The 20,362-nt window shown below is 70.1% G+C and carries 15 protein-coding genes; 8 read left to right on the top strand and 7 right to left on the bottom strand.

The genetic code is table 11. From position 1 onward, the window contains the following. Window positions 1-64: 64 nt before the first annotated feature. From ACRSBM_RS23055 to ACRSBM_RS23040, 4 genes are read right to left on the bottom strand one after another with little or no spacing between them, the layout of a single operon-like run. The gene (locus ACRSBM_RS23055) at window positions 65-1,498 is read right to left on the bottom strand and encodes a nickel/cobalt transporter (RefSeq protein WP_434445869.1); all 1,434 of its coding nucleotides are present in this window, start codon (window positions 1,496-1,498) and stop codon (window positions 65-67) included. Continuing rightward, window positions 1,495-2,787, bottom strand: a complete 1,293-nt coding sequence (locus ACRSBM_RS23050) for a tetratricopeptide repeat protein (RefSeq protein WP_434445867.1) — start codon at window positions 2,785-2,787, stop codon at window positions 1,495-1,497. Before ACRSBM_RS23050 ends, ACRSBM_RS23055 begins: the two co-directional genes overlap by 4 nt. Continuing rightward, window positions 2,784-4,382 (bottom strand): DUF4331 domain-containing protein, encoded by a 1,599-nt coding sequence (locus ACRSBM_RS23045; RefSeq protein ID WP_434445865.1) that lies wholly within the window; start codon window positions 4,380-4,382, stop codon window positions 2,784-2,786. The genes ACRSBM_RS23050 and ACRSBM_RS23045 overlap by 4 nt, the downstream gene beginning before the upstream one ends. A gap of 60 nt (window positions 4,383-4,442) precedes the next feature. Further along, a complete protein-coding gene (locus tag ACRSBM_RS23040; protein WP_434445863.1) occupies window positions 4,443-5,618 on the bottom strand; it encodes a pyridoxal phosphate-dependent aminotransferase in 1,176 nt (391 codons plus the stop codon). Between the two features lie 456 nt (window positions 5,619-6,074). Here ACRSBM_RS23040 and ACRSBM_RS23035 point away from each other — a divergent pair, with 456 nt between their 5' ends. Both ACRSBM_RS23035 and ACRSBM_RS23030 read left to right on the top strand, forming a co-directional pair. Beyond that, a complete protein-coding gene (locus ACRSBM_RS23035; protein WP_434445862.1) occupies window positions 6,075-8,126 on the top strand; it encodes a DNA gyrase/topoisomerase IV subunit B in 2,052 nt (683 codons plus the stop codon). 32 nt (window positions 8,127-8,158) lie between these two features. Next, a complete protein-coding gene (locus ACRSBM_RS23030; protein WP_434445860.1) occupies window positions 8,159-10,639 on the top strand; it encodes a DNA gyrase/topoisomerase IV subunit A in 2,481 nt (826 codons plus the stop codon). A 145-nt stretch (window positions 10,640-10,784) separates the two neighbouring features. Here ACRSBM_RS23030 and ACRSBM_RS23025 read toward each other — a convergent pair whose 3' ends face one another. Next, window positions 10,785-13,112, bottom strand: a complete 2,328-nt coding sequence (locus tag ACRSBM_RS23025; RefSeq protein ID WP_434445858.1) for a transketolase-like TK C-terminal-containing protein — start codon at window positions 13,110-13,112, stop codon at window positions 10,785-10,787. A gap of 129 nt (window positions 13,113-13,241) precedes the next feature. On the opposite strand from ACRSBM_RS23025, the gene ACRSBM_RS23020 reads away from it, so the two are divergent. Both ACRSBM_RS23020 and ACRSBM_RS23015 read left to right on the top strand, forming a co-directional pair. Next, entirely contained in the window at window positions 13,242-13,685 is a 444-nt protein-coding gene (locus ACRSBM_RS23020; protein WP_434445856.1) for an Lrp/AsnC family transcriptional regulator, read from the top strand. Window positions 13,686-13,806: 121 nt separating this feature from the next. After that, a complete protein-coding gene (locus ACRSBM_RS23015; RefSeq protein WP_434445854.1) occupies window positions 13,807-14,214 on the top strand; it encodes a hypothetical protein in 408 nt (135 codons plus the stop codon). Between the two features lie 48 nt (window positions 14,215-14,262). On the opposite strand, the gene ACRSBM_RS23010 is transcribed toward ACRSBM_RS23015, so the two are convergent. Further along, on the bottom strand, window positions 14,263-14,814 hold the full coding sequence (locus ACRSBM_RS23010; RefSeq protein ID WP_434445852.1) for a DivIVA domain-containing protein: 552 nt from the start codon (window positions 14,812-14,814) through the stop codon (window positions 14,263-14,265). A gap of 95 nt (window positions 14,815-14,909) precedes the next feature. On the opposite strand from ACRSBM_RS23010, the gene ACRSBM_RS23005 reads away from it, so the two are divergent. The 4 genes from ACRSBM_RS23005 (at window position 14,910) to ACRSBM_RS22990 (ending at window position 19,335) form a co-directional block, all read left to right on the top strand. Next, the gene (locus ACRSBM_RS23005) at window positions 14,910-15,278 is read left to right on the top strand and encodes a YchJ family protein (RefSeq protein WP_434445850.1); all 369 of its coding nucleotides are present in this window, start codon (window positions 14,910-14,912) and stop codon (window positions 15,276-15,278) included. Continuing rightward, entirely contained in the window at window positions 15,275-15,952 is a 678-nt protein-coding gene (locus ACRSBM_RS23000) for a hypothetical protein (protein ID WP_434445849.1), read from the top strand. The genes ACRSBM_RS23005 and ACRSBM_RS23000 overlap by 4 nt, the downstream gene beginning before the upstream one ends. Before the next feature lie 120 nt (window positions 15,953-16,072). Then, complete coding sequence (locus ACRSBM_RS22995; RefSeq protein ID WP_434445847.1) at window positions 16,073-18,490, top strand: hypothetical protein; 2,418 nt, start codon at window positions 16,073-16,075, stop codon at window positions 18,488-18,490. Window positions 18,491-18,546: 56 nt separating this feature from the next. Continuing rightward, the gene (locus tag ACRSBM_RS22990) at window positions 18,547-19,335 is read left to right on the top strand and encodes a carboxylesterase family protein (RefSeq protein WP_434445845.1); all 789 of its coding nucleotides are present in this window, start codon (window positions 18,547-18,549) and stop codon (window positions 19,333-19,335) included. Here the strand turns inward: ACRSBM_RS22990 and ACRSBM_RS22985 are convergent. After that, window positions 19,332-20,336 (bottom strand): GDSL-type esterase/lipase family protein, encoded by a 1,005-nt coding sequence (locus ACRSBM_RS22985; RefSeq protein ID WP_434445843.1) that lies wholly within the window; start codon window positions 20,334-20,336, stop codon window positions 19,332-19,334. The genes ACRSBM_RS22990 and ACRSBM_RS22985 overlap by 4 nt on opposite strands. Window positions 20,337-20,362: the final 26 nt, after the last annotated feature.

Genomic DNA, 20,362 nt, shown 5'->3' with positions numbered 1-20,362 from the left:
GGACGGAAACAGTCGATGGGGCCGGATTCTTCGAATCCGGCCCCATCGACTTGCATTGGTGTAATTAAGCGGCCTGCAATGTCAGCCACACGCCGACCACGATCACCATCGCGGCTGTGCCGACAGGTGCGTAATGGGAGAGCGCGCGGGTGGCACGACCGTCCAGGACTTTCTCGACGCGTTCTCGCGCCTTCACGAGCAGTAGTCCGACCGCGGTGAGCGTGGCGGCCATGCCGAATCCGTAACCGACGACCAGCAGCACGCCGAACCACGTCCGGCCCAGCGTCATCGCGCCGAGGAGGACGACGAGCGCGGACGGTGAGGGGACCAGGCCGTTGGCCGCGCCCATGCCGATCAGGCTCGCCCGGCTGTAACCGTGCCCATGCCCGTGCCCATGCCCGGGCCCGTGCCCGTGGCCATGTCCGTGCCCGGGCCCGTGCCCGTGGCCATGTCCGTGCGCGTGTCCGTGCCCGTGGCCGACCTGGGCGCCGGCGAGTGCGGGTTCACGGGTGAGCGCGGTCCTCAGCAGCAGCACGCCGATCGCCGCGATCAGCACCCCGCTGACCAGCCCGAGCCAGCGCAGCACCTGCTCACCGGCCAGCGCGCTGGAAGCACTGATGACGAGACCGAGCACCAGCACGCCACCCGTGTGCGTGGCCGTGACCGACGCACCGACGATGAACGCGTCCTTCGGCGTGCCCTGACGCCCGGCCAGGTAGGCGGCGATGAGCGTCTTGCCGTGACCTGGCAACGCCGCGTGCGACGCGCCCAGGACCAGTGAGAGCAACAAAGCCAGGAAGCCGAGCCACGGCGTGAGGTCGTCGCTGCCGAGGATGTCGTTGAGCTTGGCCGCCGTGACGCTGAACGACTGGACGGGGGAGCCGGCGGCCTGCTTCGGCTCCGACCCGCTGCCGGGCGAGGCGGTGAACGTGGCCGAGCGGACGTCCATCGGGCTGCTGAGCAGGTCCTCGGGGTACGTCCGCAGCTCGTCGCTGATGCTCTCGGTGGGCACCGGTGAGTCCGTGAGCCTGATCCCGGTGCCGGCGGCGGTGATCTCCCGCCAGCCGACCCGGTCGGCGTTCGACTCGTCGCGGAACTCGAGGCGCGCCGGCCGGTCCAGGTCCACCTTGGCGGTGAACTCGCAGACCAGCCGGGTCGTGATCAGGTCGGCCTGGCCGACCGGGTGCGACTTGGTGGAGCTCGACAGCGTCCAGGTGATCCGCCGTCCGTCCACAGTGGATAGGTCGGTGCGGGACACCTCGTCGCACCACTGCTTCGGGTCGCGGTTCCTCAGGTTCTCCTGCAGCGTCGGGATCTCCGCCACGTCGACCACGGACCTCAGGTCCACGCGGTCCGGGTGCAGGTGCAGCCCGTGGTAGTGGTTGACGCTGAAGTTGCCCAGCGGGTGGCCGAACGCCTCGCCGTTGACGAAGAAGATGCCTGCCAGCAGCAGGGCGGCGACCAGGGCGGGTCGGACGACCCGGCCGGACAGGCTCACCGGCCGCCTCGCAGCTCGGCGAGCTTGCGACCCGCCTTCAGAGCCTGCAGCGGGGAGAAGTTCGCGTTCAGCGTGAGCGCCCGCACCAGTGCTTCCTGCGCCTCGGCGACCCGGCCGAGCGCGGCGAGGATCATGCCGCGGTGGTAGGAGAAGGTGGCGTTCTGCCAGCCCAGTGCCACGGCCCGGTCGGAGTAGGTCAGCGCCTCGGCGTTCCGCCCGTTCACGTGCAACGCCCACGCCATCGCGTCGGCCACGAAGACGCTCTGCCGGCGGCTCCACTCGGCCTCGGCCCGGCGCAGCGCCTGCATGCCGTCACCGCGGTCGGCGGCCACGAGAGCCGCGGCCAGGTCGTCGGAAGCGCCCTGGGACTCCATCAGCCGCTGCTGCTCCGTGAGCACCTCGTACTGCCTGGCGGCCTCGTCCTGTTCGCCGTTGGCTTCCAGCAGCTCCGCGTACTCCTGCAGGTACTGGGGCAGGGGAGCGCGGGCCACCAGCCTGCGGTAGTCCTCCAGCGCCACCGGGACGTCACCCCGTGCCGCCGCGACCTTGGCCATGCCCTGGGTGAGAGTCATGTCGTCTCCTCTCGCCGCCAGCCCCTGCGTGTAGTGCTGAGCGGCTTCGTCGAGCCGGTTGTGGTCGAACGCGAGTTCGCCCAGCCGGTAACGGCAGAACGCGATCTCCTCGGGCGTCGCGGCGGCCTTCAGCGCGCGCTCCATCGCGTCGCGGGCGCCCTCGACGTCGCCGTGGAGCTCGAAGTGGAAGGAGGCACGGGAGAACGACGCGGTGCCGGGCTTGAGGTCGAGCATCCTCTGCACCGCCTCCTGCGCGCCCGCGTCGTCGCCGAGCTGCGTCAACGCGTCGGCCAGCACGCCGTACGCCTCCGCGGAGGACGGCAGCGCGGCCAGTGCCTTCGCCGCCCAGTCGCGGGCGGCGTGGAAGTCGTGGCGGGCGTTGGCCAGCGTGCCCATGCCGATGGCGGCGAGGCCCGTGTCGCCCGCGTTCTTCAGCGCGCCCTCGGCCTTCGCGTAGTACGCGGGATCGGCCGTGACGCGCGCCAGTTCCACATAGGACGCACCCAGCTGCGCCCAGGAAACCTTGTCCTGCGGAACCGTGTGCAGCCGCTGCTGCAACTGGTGCACCACGCGGTGCATCTGGTTCTGCCGCGCCACAGCCGGAACAGGGGGCTCGCCCCCGGCCCTGCTGTCGGCAGGACCGGAGGCGGCAAGGTAGGCAAGCGCCGCGGTGACCAGGAGAACCACCGCGACGGCCTGCCGTTGCTGGTACCTCACTTCGAGTGCGACCCGTACTTGCGGATCTGCTGCTGGCGTTTGCGCCACAGGAAGAAGCCCGCGCCGAAGACGAACGCCGAGCCGACCGCCGTGGTCATCGCCATCGGGTCGATGTCGCCGATCCTGCCGACCGGGTTGACCGCGACCTCGGCCGTGGTGCCCGAGGTGTTGACGGCCGTGCCGTTGCGGGGCAGGGCCACGTACGGGAAGGCCGCCTCGAACGGCTGGTCGTTCTGGTCGACCTTGTCACCCGTGGCGAGCGCGTCGACGAGCTTGCCCGACGCCGCGGCGCCCTCGAACGCCTGGATGCCGATGTCGACCACGTCGTCGGTGAGGCGGCGGCCGTTCGGGAAGCCCTGCGTGTCACCGGCGAGCAGGCCCAGCCGGTTCGGGTTGGCGTTCGGCTCGATCATCATGTTCAGCCGCAGCATCTCCGCCGGCCGGAACCGGTTCCTGTCGGCGTCGGCGTTGTCGACCTGCGAGTTCAGGTCGGCGTTGATCTGCGCGCCGAGCTTGCGCGTGATGCCGGTCAGGAAGATCTCGGCCAGGTCGTCGCGCTGGCCCTGCGGTGCCGGGATCTTGTAGATCTGCTCGATCAGCTTCGGCAGCTCCGGGTTCACCACCCGGTCCACGAGCTCCTTCACGCCGGCGTCCTGGTCGGGGCGCAGGCCGTTGAACGCGTCCTTGAGTCCCGCGGGCGCCACGATCTCGTTCACCAGCGGGTTGCCCAGCCGGGAGACCTGCACGAAGTCACCGACGGCCTCCGCCTTGCCCGGCGACAGCTTCATCGTGCGGCGCTGCGTGGTGCTCCAGATGCCGATGTTCGGGTTGCGATGGGCGTCGTTGCGGAGCGCCAGCGCCTGCTTGGGCAGCTGGATCGCGATCGTGTTGACGTTGTAGCCGCGCAGCGTGTCCTGGCCGACCTCGCTCAGGTTGCCGCCGTAGAGCAGGTCGAACACCCGCAGGTCGAGGAAGAACGGGTCCTCCGCCGGGCCCACGTAGACCTTGCCGCCACCGGGGAGCTGCAGGGTCGCCTGGTCGCGCAGCTTCTTGAAGTCCGGCATCGACGCCGCGCCGTTCGGCGACGGCGCGACCGGGGCGTTGCTGATCAGCTTGACCTTCTGGCCGTTCTCGTAGATCGCCTCGATGTCGTAGCGCTGCCGGAACAGCAGGTTCTCGTCATCGAGCGAGTCCACGACGCCGTTGGTGTACAGGAACGTGTTGTTCTTGCGCCGGTCGTCGTCGCGGAACTGCCAGCGCAGGATGACGTCGGCCTTGGCGTCGCCGTCGTTGTCGATGTTGAAGTCGTACTGCGCGTCCTCGGCCCAGGGGAAGAAGTTCGGGCCGCCGTTGGGTTCCTGGAACGGGGACCAGTTGCCGACCAGCGTGACGGTGTCCTTGTGGTCGGGGCTGACGAACGCGTACAGGTCCGTGTTGTCCACGGCCGGGTCGCCCGCGACCAGTGGGGCCTCGCGGTGCGACGACGCCGTGGCGTTCGTACCGCCGAACAAGGCCGCGTTGAGCAGTGTGGCGCCCACCAGCGCGGCCGCAGCCACCTGGCCGCGCCGACCGCTGAGGACGTGCGGTGATGACATGTCTGGGCAACCTTTCGACAAGAAATGAGTTCAGGCGCTGTGTTGTCAGGCGCTGTGCGTTCAGGCGCTGTGCATCAGCAGCGACGGTTCGCTGGAATGGGTCGGATGGCTCGCGTGGTCGTTCGTCCACCTCGATTGCGTGAAGTCGCGGATGCCCTCGACGAGCCGGTCGACGTCGTGCTCCGGCCGCACCACCAGGCGCGCGAACCTGCTGTTCATGCCGAGCTTGTTGCCGCACTCGCGGATGAAGACCTGGTGCCGCGACAGCAGGTGGTCGCGCAGCTCGCGGCCGTCCATGCCGCCACCGAGCTTGACCAGCAGGAAGTTGGCCTGCGAGGAGTAGACGGTCAGGTCGGGCAGGCGCGAGAGCTCCATGCCCATCCGGTACCTGTCCCGTGCCAGCAGACGCAGGCTCTCGGCGTAGTCCGCCTCGTGCTCGGCCAGCATGAACACGACCGTCTCCGCCAGGGAGTTGAGGTTCCACTTCGGCAGCGTCCGGCTCATCTTCCCGGCCAGACCGGGGTTCGCGACCAGGTAGCCGAACCGGATGCCGTGCAGGCCGAAGTTCTTGCCGAGGCTCTTCAGCACGACCACGTTGGGCCGGATGGACGCCTCGGCTGCGACCGACGGGTTGCGCTCGACCTCGACGAAGTCGATGAACGACTCGTCGATCACGATCAGGTCCAGGTCCGCAAGCTCGTCCATGAACCGGACGATCTCCCTGCGCGGCAGATAACCGCCGTCGGGGTTGTTCGGGTTGCAGATGACCGCCGTGCGCGACCCGCGGGCGCGGATGAACTTGATGTACTCGTCGATGTCCAGCTCGAAGCTGTCGCTCTCCTGGAGCGGGAACATGTCGACTCGTTTGTTGCTCTCCATCGGCTGGTCGGTCCAGCGGCCGAACGTCGGGATCGGGATGGCGACGCTCTCGTGGATCCACAGGTGGTCCATCCACGTGATGAGCTCGGTGCTGCCGTTCGACATCGCGATCGTCGCCGGGTTGAGGCCGAGGACGGCGCAGAGCTGCTGGGCGATCTTCGCCGAGTCGCTGGGGTAGAACTTCAGGACCGCCTCGAGGTTCTTCGACAGCTCCTCGAACATCTGCGGCGTCGGAAAGTACGGGTTGCACGGGATGCAGAAGTCGACGAGCTCACCCGCGCCGGTCCGCGACAGCTCGAAGTAGGACGGGCTGTGCGCGGTCTGCTGGAAGAGACCCGAGTCCACACCATGCCGCACGCGATCACTCCGTCCCTCGGTCCGTCTCCGACACCGGGGCATACGTGCCGCCGTTCATCCCGGTTCACGGGTCCGTTTCGGGAAGGTCTCGGAACGGTCTCGTGCGCAACCTCGGCCGGCCGTGCCGCCGACCTGGCCTCAGAGGCTCCTCATGTCCACTTAGGACGGAGGAATCCCGCTGATCCGGATGCTGGGTTGGCCCCGCACGTGCTCGGGTACCCGGCCGTGAAGCGCACTCGCGTGCGCGACGTTCGCCAGCCAGCGTGTCGTTTGGGCTTAACACGAGCGATTGCGCAGGTCAGCGGTTCTGCGAGGGCGTACTGGGCGGTGCGGGAGGCCCGGTGTGACGCATCGATCAGGACGGTTTCCACTTCCGTGACGGGCGTCCTGCGAAAAATTGTCGGCAGGGCCGGATACCCTGCTGGCAGTCCGCACACGATCCAGGGAGCAGTACCCGTGACCGCAGAGACCCTGTACGGGGCCGACGACCTGACGCACCTCGAAGGACTCGAGGCCGTCCGCAAGCGGCCCGGCATGTACATCGGGTCGACCGACAGCCGGGGCATCAACCACCTCTTCAGCGAGATCGTCGACAACTCGACGGACGAGGGCGTGGCGGGGCACGCCTCGAAGGTCGTGGTCACGCTGCACGCCGACGGCAGCGTCCAGGTCGACGACGACGGCCGCGGCATCCCGACCGACGTGCACGCGAAGTCCGGTCTGTCCGGTGTGGAGCTCGTGCTGACGAAGCTGCACGCCGGCGGCAAGTTCGGCGGCTCCGGCTACAAGACCTCCGGCGGCCTGCACGGCGTCGGCGCCTCCGCCGTCAACGCCCTCTCCCACCGCTTCGACGTCACGGTCCGCCGCGCCGGCAAGGTGCACGAGATGTCGTTCGCCCACGGCGTTCCCGGCGTCTTCGACGGCCCCGGTCCCAAGGCGAAGTTCACCCGCCAGAGCGGCCTGCAGGTCACCGGCAAGATGAAGCGCTCCGAGTCGACCGGCACCTCCATCCGCTACTGGTACGACACCCGCTACTTCGAGAACAACGCCGCGCTCGACGTCGAGGTGGTGCGCATGAAGCTGCGCAACACGGCGTTCCTCGTGCCCGGCGTCACCTACGTGTTGCGGTCAGCGCTGGAAGACGCGATCTCCGAAGAGGTCTTCCACTACCCCAACGGCCTGACGGACATGGTCGATTTCCTCGCCCCCTCGGGCGACCGGGCGGTCTCGGGCACCCTGGTGATCACCGGCTCCGGCACCTACTTCGAGAACGCCGCCGACGAGAACGGCGTGATGCGGTCCAAAGTGGAGCGTCAGGCCGAGGTGGAGGTGGCCCTGCGCTGGGGCACCGGCTACGAGCGCATCGTCGAATGCTTCACCAACACCATCCGCAACATGCACGGCGGCACCCACCGCCGCGGCTTCGACCGCGCCGTCCTGAAGTCCGTGCAGGACGCCATCTCCAAGACCCGCGGCCTGCTGAAGCCCAAGGAGGAGATGCCGACCCTGGACGACGTGCTCGAGGGCATGACCGCCGTCATCCACGTCCGCATCCCCGAACCGCAGTTCACCTCGCAGACCAAGGACGAGCTCTCCACCGCCGGCATCACCAAGGTGCTGCAGGGCATCGTCGACCAGCAGGTCCGCGCGTGGACCGAGGACCGCAAGACCAAGGTCGAGGCCAAGACCGTCCTGCAGAAGGTCGTCGACGCCTCCCGTGTCCGGCTCACGCAGAAGCAGCAGAAGGACGCGGCTCGCCGGAAGACGGCTTTGGAGGGCGCCGCGATGCCCGCCAAGCTCGTCGACTGCCGGACCACGGGTGTTTCGCGTAGCGAACTATTTCTCGTGGAAGGCGACAGCGCCCTCGGCTCGGCTAGAATGGCGCGCGTCTCCGAGTACCAGGCGCTGCTTCCGTTGCGCGGCAAGATTCTCAACGTCCAGAAGGCCTCGCTGGCCGACACCCTGCGCAACGCCGAGATCGCTTCCATCGTCCAGGTCCTGGGCGCCGGCACCGGCCGCACCTTCGACATCTCGCAGATGCGCTACGGCCGCGTGATCCTGATGGCGGACGCGGACGTCGACGGCAGCCACATCCGGACGTTGCTGATCACGTTGTTCGCCAAGTACATGCGCCCGGTGATCGAGGACGGCCGCCTCTACGCGGCGATGCCTCCGTTGCACAAGGTGATGACGCGCGGCCGCAACCCCGAGACGCACTTCACCTTCACCCAGCGCCAGATGGAGCAGAAGGTCGCGTCGCTGCAGAAGGCGGGCAAGCAGGTCGTCACGCCGGTGCCGCGGTTCAAGGGTCTGGGTGAGATGGACGCGGACGAGTTGTGGGAGACCACGATGAACCCGGCCAGCCGCTCCGTCCGCCGCATCACCATGGACGACGCCGAAGCCGCCGAGGAAGCTCTCGAACTGCTGATGGGCGAGAAGGTCGAGCCGCGCCGCAACTGGCTCGTCGAGTCCGCCGCACGGGTCGACCAGTCGGCCATCGACCTCTAAGCCTTCCAGAAACCAGACGGAGTCACGAAGTCATGGCACGCCGCAAGGGACCCACGACCAAGGTCGACCCGGCCGCGTTCGACCGAGCCGGCGCCCAGGTGCTCGACAACCCGCTGAAGACGGAGATCGAGGACTCGTACCTGGAGTACGCGTACTCGGTCATCCACTCGCGGGCTCTGCCGGACGCGCGGGACGGCCTCAAGCCGGTGCACCGCCGCATCCTGTACTCGATGCACGACAACGGGCAGCGCCCGAACACCCCGTACGTGAAGTCGTCCCGCGTGGTCGGCGACACGATGGGTCGCTACCACCCGCACGGTGACACGGCGATCTACGACGCTCTCGTGCGGTTGGCGCAGGACTTCAGCCTCAACGAGCCGTTGATCGACGGGCATGGCAACTTTGGTAGCCCAGACGATGGACCGGCCGCGAGCCGCTACACAGAGTGCCGCATGTCGCCGGTCGCCATGCAGCTCGTCGGTGAGCTGAACGAGGACACGGTCGACTTCCGGCCGAACTACGACGGCTCGCTCAACGAGCCGACCGTGCTGCCGGCGGCGTTCCCGAACCTGCTGGTCAACGGCACGTCCGGCATCGCGGTCGGCATGGCCACGAACATGATCCCGCACAACCTCCGCGAGATCGTGGGCGCGGCGCGGTGGCTGATCAACCACCCCAACGCCGACCTCGACAAGCTCATGGAGTTCGTGCCCGGGCCCGACCTGCCGACCGGTGGCATCCTGCTCGGCCTCGACGAGGTCCGGAAGGCCTACGAGACCGGTCGCGGCGTGGTCCGGATGCGCGCCAAGGTCGAGACCGGGCCGCTGGAGGGATCGCGGGGCCGCCAGGCCATCACGGTCACCGAGCTGCCGTACGGGGTTGGCTCCGAGCGGATCGTCGAGAAGATCACCGACGAGGTGAACAAGTCCAAGCGGCTCACGGGCATCGCGGACGTCAAGGACCTCACCGACCGCGAGAACGGCATCCGGCTCGTCATCGAGTGCAAGGTCGGTGTGAACCCGCAGGCGCTGCTCGCGGACCTGTACCGGCTGACGCCGATGGAGCAGTCGTTCGGGATCAACAACCTGGTGCTGGTCGACGGGCAGCCGCGGACGCTCGGTCTCAAGCAGCTGCTGGAGGTCTTCCTGCAGCACCGCTACGAGGTCGTCACGCGGCGGACGAAGTTCCGCCGCCGCAAGCGCGAGGAACGCCTGCACCTGGTCGAGGGTCTGCTGCTGGCGCTGCTGGACATCGACAAGGTGATCAAGCTGATCCGGGGCAGCGAGAACGCCGCCGCCGCCAAGGACGGCCTGATGAAGCAGTTCAAGCTGTCCGAGATCCAGGCCACCTACATCCTCGACACGCCGCTGCGCCGCCTCACCAGGTACGACAAGCTCGAGCTCGAGAGCGAGCAGGACAAGCTCCGCAAGGAGATCGCCGAGCTGTCCGCGATCCTCGACGACGAGTCCGTGCTGAAGAAGCTCGTCTCGACCGAGCTCGCGACCGTCGCGAAGGAACTCGGCGGCGAGCGCAGGACCAGCCTCATCGGCGGCGACCTCAAGGAGGTGCTGGCGGCGTCCAAGCCCGCCGGGCCGCTGGAGGTCGCGGACGACCCGTGCCAGGTCATCCTCAGCGCCACCGGCCTCGTCGCGCGCACCGCGGCGGAGTCGGAGGAGGCGTCGGAGGGCAAGCGCCGGGCGGGCCGGGTGAAGCACGACGCGGTGTCCGCGCTGGTCCACTCCACCGCACGCGGCCAGGTCGTCCTGATCACGAACCTCGGCCGCGCGTTCAAGACCGACGTGCTGCCGCTGCCGGTGCTGCCCGAGCAGAGCGGCACCGTGTCGTTGCGCGGCGGCATGGCGGCGAGCGAGCTGGTGCCGCTGGAGAAGGGCGAGAAGGTCGTCGGCATCGCGCCGCTCGACCCGAAGGACTCACCGGGCCTCGCGCTCGGCACTCGCCAGGGCACGGTGAAGGTGTGCGCGCCGGAGTGGCCGGTGCGGTCGGACGAGTTCGAGGTCATCAGCCTCAAGGACGGCGACGAGGTCGTCGGCTGCACCTGGCTCACCGACGGCAGTGAGACGCTCGCCTTCGTCAGCTCCGACTCCTCGCTGCTGCGCTACGACGCGAAGCTGGTGCGCCCGCAGGGCCTCAAGGGCGGCGGCATGGCCGGCATCAACCTGAGCGGCGACGCGTACGTGGTGTTCTTCGGGGCGATCCGCACGGACGACGCCGAGCACGGCGAGCCGATGGTCGTCACCTCGTCCGGCCAGAGCGTCAAGGTCACGCCGTTCAGCGAGTACCCGGCCAAGGGCCGCGCCACGGGCGGTGTGCGGTCGCAGCGGTTCCTGAAGGGCGAGTCGCACCTGCTGGTGGCGTGGATCGGTTCCCGCCCGGCCGGCGCCGACGACAAGGGCTCGCCGGTCGAGCTGCCGGACATCGATCCGCGCCGCGACGGCTCGGGTCACGCGCATCCCGGTCCGGACGTCGTCGGGCACCTGGTCGAACGCGACTGAGCCAGGACTGTCGTCGGGCACCTGATCAAGCGGGATTGGGCGCGGGTCGGGCGCCGGGTCGTGGTCGGGCCCGTGACCGAACGCGACTGAGCCACGTCGTCACCGGCGAGGGCCAGACACCGGCCCTCGCCGACGACGGCGGGGGTCACGCCCTCCCGGTGACGTCGAGCACCGCGCTGACGATGCTGTCGGTGTCGATGCCGTGCGCGCGGTAGACGCTGTCGAGGTCGCCGGACTGCCCGAACCCGGAGACGCCGAGGTGCACCGAGCCCCGCCCGGTCACCCCGCCGAGGAACGCGAGGGTGTGCGGGTGGCCGTCCAGGACGGTGACCAGCGGTGCGGCGCGGTCGGCCGGGAAGAGGGTGTCGAGGATCCACGTCGGCGCGTCACCGCGGCCCCGGCGGGCCTGCAGCGCACGGAACAGCAGGTCCGGGCTCGTGAGGCAGAGGACGTCGGTGCTCAGGCCGAGGGCGTCGGCCCGGTCGGCGGCCTGCAGGGCCTCGGGCACGAGGGCGCCCATGGTGACGATGGTGGCGGCCGGCTCGTCCGCGGCGCGGCGTAGGGCGTAGCCGCCCGCGACGACCTGGCGGCGGCGTCGCTCTCGTGCGGCGGGGTCGGTGGGCACCGCCGCGAGGGTCTGGTCGACCGGCCTGGTCGAGAGGCGCAGGTAGGCCGAGGAGCCGTCGGGGCGGCCCAGCCGGCCCAGGGCGGCGAGCAGGCACCATTCGGTGTCGACGGCGAAGGCTGGTTCCCAGGTGGTGCAGCCGGGTTGTTCGATGCCGATGGACGGAGTGGTGATCGACTGGTGGGCGCCGCCCTCGGGGGCCAGCGTGACGCCGGACGGGGTGCCGACCAGGATCGACTGGCCGCCCGCGTAGAGGCCGAACGACCACGGTTCCAGCGCGCGCGTCACGAACGGGTCGTAGAGCACGCCGATCGGCAGCAGGGGCCGGCCCCAGCGGCTCCAGGTCGCGCCGAGCTCGCCCAGCAGGCCGACGAGGTTGGTCTCGGCGATGCCGAGCTCGATGTGGCGGCCGGTCGGGCGTTCGCGCCAGTGCAGGATCGTCTCGGCGTCGTCGGCGAACCAGTCGACGCCCTCGGTGGTCGACCAGATGCCGACCTTGTTGACCCAGCCGCCGAGGTTGGTGCTGGAGCTGACGTCCGGCGACACGGTGACGACCCGCGCGCCCGCCTCGGGTGCGACGCGGTTCAGGTCGAGCAGGGTTCTGCCGAGGGCCGACTGGGTGGTGGCGGTGCCCGCCGGAGTGCGGCCGAGATCCGTTGGCACGGCAGGGGGTTCGGCGAGTGGGACGGCGTCGCGGCGCAGGCGTCGCGCGGCGCTCCGGCAGAGGAGGTCCTCCTGGCTGCCGGGCTCGAACCGTTGCCAGGGCTGGGAAGCGGACATCCCGCAACGCGTTGCCAGCTCCCCGAACTGGGCCTCGGTCAGCAGCGCCGAGTGGTTCTGCGGGTGTCCGGCGGTGGGCAGGCCGTGGCCCTTCACGGTGTAGGCGATGATCACCGTGGGCCGGGTGTCGTCGATCTCGGAGAACGCCGTTCGCAGGGCGTTGTGGTCGTGTCCGCCGAGGCTGCGCAGGGCGCCGGCGAGGTGGGCGTCGTCGAGGCCGGCCAGCAGCGCGGCGATGCGGCCGGCGTCGGGGCCGTCGCCGGGCAGGAGCGCGCGGAGCCGGTCCGGGGTGTGGCGCAGCAGGCGCTGGTACTCGGGGTTGGTCATCGTGTCGATCCGGTCGCGCAGGGCGTCCCCGCCGGGGCGGGTGAAGAGCTCCTCCAGCTCGGCGCCGTACTTGACCGTGATCACCTGCCAGCCCGCGGCGGTGAACAACGCGCGCAACCGGTCCGCTCCCAGCACGGGCACGACGCGGTCGAGCGACTGGCGGTTGAAGTCGACGATCCACACGATCTCGCCCAGGTTCGCGACCATGGGGTCGAGGATCGCCTCCCAGCACGCGCCCTCGTCCAGCTCGGCGTCGCCGACCAGCGAGTACTGGCGGCCCAGGGGCTGCTCGGCGAAGTGGCCGCCGACGTAGCGCCGGGAGAGCGCGCCCCAGATCGGCGCGGTCGCCCCGATGCCGACCGAGCCGGTGGAGTAGTCGGCCGGCACCGGGTCCTTGGTGCGCGACGGGTAGCTCTGCAGCCCACCGAACGAGCGCAGCGTCGTCAGGTGCTCCTCGTCGAGCTGCCCGAGCAGGAACTCGATGGCGTGCAGCACGGGGGAGGCGTGCGGCTTGACCGAGACCCGGTCCTGCGGCCGCAGATGCTCGAACCACAACGCGGTCATGATGCTGGTGATCGACGCGCTCGACGCCTGGTGGCCGCCCACCTTCATGCCACCGGGGTTGGGCCGGACGCGGTTGGCGTGATCCACGATCGCGGTCGACAGCCACAGCACCCGCTGCTCCACGGCCCGGAGGGCGTCCAGATCGATCGTGGTCTCACGGGTGCTCAGCGTCGTCATGTGCGCAGTGGAACCAACGGCACTTTCGGGCCGCAAGTATTACGCGCGCTTTGGCGTGTTTCCTGCAATTTTCCTTCGTCAACCGCGCTTGCAGACGACGGAAAAGTGCGCGAAAGGCTAAAGTTGGGCGTGGCCGACTCCGGAACGCTCGACGACCTCGACCGCGAGATCCTCGCGTTGCTGATCGAGGACGGCCGTCGCTCCCTGGTGGACATCGCCGAGCGCGTCAGCCTGTCGCCCGCACCGGTGAAGCGGCGCGTCGAACGCCTGGAACGGCTCGGCGTGATCACCGGCTACACCGCGCTCGTCGACCACAGCAAGCTCGGTGCGGGTCTCGAGGCGTTCGTGGAACTGCGGTTCGCCGGCGACGTCAGCGTCGAGGAGGTCACGGAGGCGATGATGCGCATCCCCGCGGTGCAGGAGATCGTCACCGTCGCGGGCGACCCCGACGCGCTGGCCAGGGTGCGGCTGCACAACCTCGCCCACCTGCGCGACGTCATCGACCGGATGCGGGAGGGCGGCCGGGTGATCGGCACCAAGACCCTGATGGTGGTCGGCAGGAAGCGCCGCTGACCCCTTACCCGAACTCGACGACGGCGCGGGTGCCCGGGTCGACCGCATCTCGGCCAACGCCAAGGCGAACAAGGCGCAGCTCTACGCCTACTTCGGCGACAAGGACCGCCTGTTCGACACGGTGTTCCAGCAGCACGTGGACGAGCTCGTCAACATCGTGCCGTTCACCGCCCGCGACCTGCCGGGCTATGCCGTCGCTCTCTACGACGCCGGTCTCACGAGGCCGAACCTGGTCCGCCTGGCCACCTGGGCCAGGCTGGAACGCGTCCCCGCGGGCGCCCTGGTCACCTCGATGCCCGAGGAGAGCGGGCAGAAGCTGGGGGCCATCGCCGACGCCCAGCGCGCGGGTGACATCGATCCAGCGGTCGCGCCGGAGGACGTGCTCGCGATGGTGTCGATGCTCGCGCTCGCCTGGTCGCCCGCGAGTTTGTTCCACGCCGCGACGCCGGCCGATCCGGAAGCCGACCACGAGCGCCGGCGCCGTGCGCTCGCGCAGACGGTGGGCCGGGCGTTCGGTCCGGCGCGCTGACTACCCGGCCGGGCGGAGGGTACGTCCACCAGCCTTCCCGCTGAGGCCCTACTCGATGTGCAGGCTCTGGATCCTGGCTTCGGCGATGATGCGGTCCGCCTCGTCACGGGCCACGGAGCGCAGCTCGGCCAAGGCGCGCATGGCCTCGGCGCGGCGGGCGGACATCGCGAGCCGGAAGTCCTCGCGGATTCCCTCGCGCCTGGCGGCCGCCTCCTCGTCGAGCCGCAGGGCGCGCTGTTCGGCCTCTGCCACGATCATGAGGGCCTTGAGCTGGGCGTCCCTGATCACCTCGCGGCGTTCCTCCTCCGCGAGGGCGACCATGCGGGCGAGCCGTTCCGGCAGGCCCTTGGCGTCGATCGGGGTCAGGCAGATGCGCTGCAGGCCGTCCTGCAGGGCGGCGTTCTCCTCCTGGACCGTCATCAGCTGGAGGGCCAGGGCTTCCGCGCGGGCCTCCGACGCGTCGCGGTCGGCGGAGACCAGGCGGAGCTCGGCCTCCAGTTCGGCGACGTAGTCGTCCACCTCGTCGCGGTCGTAGCCGCGCCATCGCAGCCCGAACCACGTGCGCAGCGGTACGAGCTCAGTCCTGCCGTCGACACTCACTGCCGTCTCCTCTGCCTCCCGCGAGTCAGTCCTGTGAAGGGGTACGTACGGGGAGGGTCATCGGTTCTATCGGGTTCACCAGGCACAATGTCGGCGTGACCAACAAACTGTGCCCCTGCGGCACCGGTCAGTCCTATGTGGACTGTTGCGGTGCGCTGCACTCCGGTGTCCGCAAAGCGGCGACCGCCGAGCAGCTGATGCGTTCGCGTTACAGCGCTTTCGTGGTGTCCGATGAGGACTACCTGCTGCGCACGTGGGCCGCGAAGCACCGTCCGTCGAGTGCCGGAGTCGACGCGGCCGACCGCTGGCTGAAGCTCGAGATCCTGGCGACGGAGAACGGCGGGCTGCTGCAGAACGAGGGTGTCGTCGAGTTCCGGGCGCACTACGTCGGGGGTGTGGTGCACGAGCGGAGCAGGTTCGTCAGGGAGAACGGCCAGTGGGTGTACGCGGAGGGCCTGGAATGAGCACGGTGAAGGTCGCGAGCAGGTTCAACGGGCCGCCCGGGTCGGGCAACGGCGGGTACTCGGCCGGTCTGCTCGCCGCGCACGTCCGGAGCGCGGCCGTGAGCGTCCGGCTGAGCAAGCCCGTGCCGCTGGACCGTGAGATGGAGGTCCGCGACGGGCAGCTGCTCGACGGCGAGACCGTCATCGCGTCCGCCGAGGCCGCAACGCTCGACCTGGAGGTTCCCGCCGCTCCGACGCTGGACGAGGCACGCGGCGCCGCCGCGAAGGTGCCGTGGCGCGACAAGCACCCGTTCCCGACCTGCTTCGGATGCGGTCCCGGCCGGGATGACGGCATCGCCGCGCTGCTCGGACCGCTCGACGGCCGGAGCGAGTGGGCCGGGGTCTGGCGGCCGTCCGATGTGCTGCCGAACGACGGGAAGCACGTGCTCCCGGAGATCGTGTGGGCCGCGCTCGACTGTCCGTCGGCTCAGCCGGTTGCCCCGGACGGGGGGCCCGCGTTCGTGTTGGGCACTTTTGTCGCCCAGGTGGAGCAGCCGGTGGAACTGGGCGTGGACCACGTGCTGCTGGCGTGGGAACTTGGCCGTGAGGGACGCAAGGCCTACTCGTCGTCCGCGATCATCGGCCCGAACGGAGTGTGCGGCCGGGCGCGTGCGGTATGGGTAACTATCGGATGAGGTCAAATAACCCGACTGGGTGACAGCGGTGCGGTGCGTCTTGATAGCGTGCACCCCCGTTGCCCGGGTTGAGCCGAAAGGGCGAGTGAACGGGATGGCACGGAGGTGATCAGGCGCTTGATGGGCCGACGTGCCGCCGCCCATGGCGACCAGCAAACGCAGACCCAGGCTTCGGAGCAGTACTCGGAGCAGTACCCGAGCACAGCTCACGACAGGGATCTGTACCCCGTCGAGCAGCCGCCGGCAGCAGCACCGCCGCCGGAGCCGGTACCCCAGAGGACGCCGTTCGCGGCGAGCTTCGTCGGGGCGACGCTCGTCGTCTCCCCACCGGAGGGCCCGAGTCAGGGTGCCACCGGCCTCGCCCGCGCGCTTCCGGTCGACCGTGGCCGGACCGTGGTCGTGGTCGACTTCCCGAGCGGGGACCAGAGCACTTTCTGGCCGCACGTCGTGACCGCGCTCAGCGGCCGCGGGCCCGTCCGGCTCGCGGTGTCGCACGTGGGCTCGATGCGGCCGACCGCGCCGGCGCAGTGGCTGGCCGAGCAGTTGCAGGCCGAGGTCGTGGCGCCGGACGGCGTGCTGACCACGGTGCCCGGTGCCGCGTTCGTCGTCGGCACGCAGGGCTACGGCAGCTGGGTGCGGTTCCAGCCCAACGCCTCGCCCATGCCCTACGGCCGCCGGTTCCCGGTGCCGCAGTGGGAGGCGATGGACCCGAACTCGCCGTGGCCGACGGGCGAGATCGGCGTCTCCGAGCCGATTCCGTCCGGGTTGTGGCTGCGCGCGCAGACGCCGCCGTTCGACCCGGCCGCCCAGGACTCGCGGCCGATCGTGGCGCTGCCGTGCCGCGACAACGTGCTGACGATGGTCGTCGGCGGCCCCGGCCAGTCGTCGATCCCGATCGACGAAATCTGCCGGCTGCTGACGGCGCTGCCCCAGGCGGCCCGGTCGCGCGTGCGGCTCGTCCCGTACGGCATCGACGCCGGGCTGGGCAGCCGCATCGCCGACGAGATCGGCGAGCCGATCGCGATGTTCACCGGCCTTCCGGTCGGCAACCTGCGCAGCGGGGGGCCGGCCGTGATCGCGGTCGACCCGCGCGGACAGCAGACGTGGCGGCCGTTCGTGACCGAGGTGCTGTGCGTGCCGAACGAGTCCGTGCCCGTCGTGTCGGGCTACCGGACGCCGGTGCCGGGCCTCTCTGAGGTCTCGCCCGGCGTGTTCTCCCTCGGCGATGGTGTCGTGCTCGAGGTCGTGCCCTCCGGACTGTGGGTGCGCGAGCAGGACGAGCCGTACAACGCCGCCGAGGTGCGCTCTCAGCCCGTTGACCCGGAGTGGGCACGTCTGACCGTGGGCACGCCTGGGCGCACGACGCCCGGTGCGGTCGCGGTGCACGGCGCTGCGCTCGTGGAACGCCTCGAGCCCGAAGTGCGCAAGCTGCTGCGCCTCGTGTTCTGCGACTCCAAGGTGATCGCACCGCCGCCACCGCCGCCACCGCCGGCCGCTCCTCCGGCCGGACCTGCCCAGATCACGTCGGCCTTGAGTGCCGCGGCGCACGCGTTGTCGTCGCGCGACTCGGCGGACGACGGCACCGATTTCTTCACCCCCGTCACTCCGGCCGAGCCCGAACCGGAACGTCCCGCGTACGCGAGCATGGACGCCGGCCCGGCGATCGCGGCGGTGACGTCGCACGCGCTGGACGACCCGGACGAGGCCGCGTTCCCGTCGGACGACCCGGACTCCACCCCGGTCAGGTTCCGGGTGGACGGCCCGCTGCCGTTGCAGCCGCTGGCCATGTGGGAGCTCCCGGCGGACGGCAACGGCGAGCGCGAGACGGTGCCGCCGGACCACAGCAGCTCGGACGCGGAACGCGACACGGTCCGGCGCGCACTCGGTGAGCGCTACGGCGTGCACGCGGCGACGGTCTGCCGCCTGCTCGCCCAGCGCCCTGACGCCGAGGAGGACCCGGCCGCGTTCGAGGCCATGGTCACTGACCTGACGGCGCTGCTCGCGTGCGTGTCGCAGGACGAGGAGATGGTCGTCGAGACGCTCCGAATGGGACGCCTGGGCCGCTTGCGCCCGTACGTCGCGTGCATCGTCTCGGGCCTGAACCGCCTGCCCGTGCACAACGGCGTGGCGACGGTGTGGGGCGTGAGCGGTCCGACCGGCCCGCGCCGCTACCGCAGCGGTGACGTCATCGTCGAGCACGGCCTGCTCGACGCCGTCGCGAACCCGTCCCAGCGCATCGAGGGCGCCACCGAGTACCTGCTGTGGTCGGTCACCGGCCGCCGCGTCGAGGTGGCCGACCGGGTCGCCGTGGCCACCGAGGAACGTGTGGTCTTCCCGCCCGGCACACCGTTCCGGGTGCTCGCGGTCGCCGAAGCCGAGGGCGACCACCCGCAGCAGGTGCTGCTGCAGGAGATCGCCGGTGCCGCGGCGGACCAGGAGATCGCCGGGCTGCGGCCGAGCGTGCTCTCGCAGCTGGAACGGGCGGCGGCGAACCTGCGCGTGCTGCCGGTCTCGCACCAGGTGACGGTGCAGGCCTGAACCTCGGGATTCGGTACGCGGAACCGCCGGTCGGCCCGCTGCGCCTCCACCCACCGGTGGACTGCGACGGCGAACCGGCCGGCGCGTTCGGCGATGCCCACACGTTGAATGTCTGGTCCACAACGGACGGTCCCGCGCCGGTGCTGTTGTGGATCCACGGCGGCGCGAACACCGTTGGCTCGTCGGCACAACCGGAGTACGCGGGCGACTTCCTGGCTTCGTGCGGAGTCGTGTTCGTCAGCTGCAACTACCGGCTCGCGGTCGACGGATACGGTGCCCTGGAAGGGGTCCGGCACAACCGCGGGCTGCTCGACGTCGTCTCGGCACTGCGGTGGATCCAGCGCAACATCGCGCGTTACGGCGGAGACCCGGGCAACGTCACCGTCGCCGGGCAGTCCTCAGGCGCGCAGACGGTGGCCAGTCTGATGGTCATGCCGACAGCGAAGGGCCTGTTCCACCGGGCGATCGCGCACAGCCTCGCCGGACGGTTCTTCACACCACAGGAAGCCGTGGAGGTGCAACGGGCCGCGGAGCCGGATGTGGTGCTGTACCAACCGATCGTGGACGGCGACACGTTGCCGCGCGGCCCGTTGCGCGGTCCGTACGACGTGGACCTGATGGTGTGCCACACGGCCGACGAAGACGCCGAGCTGTTCCAGGAACCGACGATGCGACTCGCGGCCGAGCACGGACGCGCGTTCCGGTCGATCTACGCCAGGCAACCGGCGCATCACGGCGCGGACGTCCCGGACATGTTCCGCGGCGACATCGCGCGGGCGTGGGCCAGGTTCGCCCGCGAGGGTGACCCTGGCTGGCCGGTCCACGAGCTCAAGCGCTGGGTCTAGCTTTCTGTCGTCAACCCGAGCGAGCCGTCCAGCCGCGGCACACACGCGCCGTCGCGCTCGTCCGTAGCGAGGAACTCGGTGAGGCACCGGCCGATCTGCTCGTGACCGCGCGCGTTGGGGTGGAACGACTCCTGCAACGCGTGCGAGGCGCGCTTCTCGTCGTCCAGCCCCTCCCAGTCGACCGACAGCCGCGTGAACCACTCGGACGACGGGTCGTCACCGCCCACGCAGGCCTCGTGGCCCTCGCCGGCGCGGGAGAGGTCGAGGAAGCGGGCGTTGACCTTCGCCGCGGCGGTGCGCAGGCCGTTCGACAGCTCCGGCACGGCCTCCTCGACGACCCATTCCAGGTCGGTGGTGCGCAGCGGGCAGCCGGAGAGGTTCTGCAGCGAACGCGGCATCTTCGGCGAGACCGGCGCCGCGTACGACTGGACGACGAGCTGGTAGGACGAGTCGAGGTAGCCGGAGTCGCGCATGGTCTGGCGGATGGCGCTGAGCGTGTTCTCGACCTTGGGAACCATCCGCCGCACGCGCTTGGACCACTCCGGCGCCACGTCCGACGTGCAGTCGCTGCGCCTGCCCCACGCCTCGAAGCACTTGTTGAGGATCTCGGAGAAGCGCGGGTCGTCGTTCGCGCCGATGGCCACGACGATCGCGACGACCCGGTTCGCCCCGGCGACCTGGCGCAACCGCGGCAGCTGCTCGTTGCGCAGCTTGTCGGAGTTCGCGCCCGAGCAGGCCAGGTTGATCTTCTGGTCGGCCTCGATCGCGGTCTGCATGATCTCGGCCTCGCGCGAGCGGTGGCACCAGTTGCCGCCGTCCTCGCCGTCGGTGCCGGGCTCGTAGCTGCCGGCGCCCTCACCGGACATCGTGCTGTCGCCGAGCGCGACGACCGCCGTCCTCGACTCGCGGTCAGGGGACGAGGGCGGGGGAAACGGGTGATCGCTCACGACCAGCAGCATCGCGAGCAGTCCGATCACCGCGAGGGGCAGCACTCTCCGCATCGCTGATCAGTTTACGTGGGTGGCCG

The sequence above is a fragment of the Lentzea xerophila genome (assembly GCF_051094245.1).
Taxonomy (GTDB): domain Bacteria; phylum Actinomycetota; class Actinomycetes; order Mycobacteriales; family Pseudonocardiaceae; genus Lentzea; species Lentzea xerophila.
Note: the sequence above shows the minus strand (reverse complement) of the source record. Positions and strands in the feature narration are given on the sequence as shown.

Coding starts and splice junctions, on each gene's coding strand:
- ACRSBM_RS23045 (WP_434445865.1), bottom strand. CDS start 4,382: ATGTCATCACCGCACGTCCTCAGCGGTCGGCGCGGCCAGGTGGCTGCG.
- ACRSBM_RS23030 (WP_434445860.1), top strand. CDS start 8,159: ATGGCACGCCGCAAGGGACCCACGACCAAGGTCGACCCGGCCGCGTTC.
- ACRSBM_RS23025 (WP_434445858.1), bottom strand. CDS start 13,112: ATGACGACGCTGAGCACCCGTGAGACCACGATCGATCTGGACGCCCTC.
- ACRSBM_RS23000 (WP_434445849.1), top strand. CDS start 15,275: ATGAGCACGGTGAAGGTCGCGAGCAGGTTCAACGGGCCGCCCGGGTCG.
- ACRSBM_RS22995 (WP_434445847.1), top strand. CDS start 16,073: ATGGGCCGACGTGCCGCCGCCCATGGCGACCAGCAAACGCAGACCCAG.
- ACRSBM_RS22985 (WP_434445843.1), bottom strand. CDS start 20,336: ATGCGGAGAGTGCTGCCCCTCGCGGTGATCGGACTGCTCGCGATGCTG.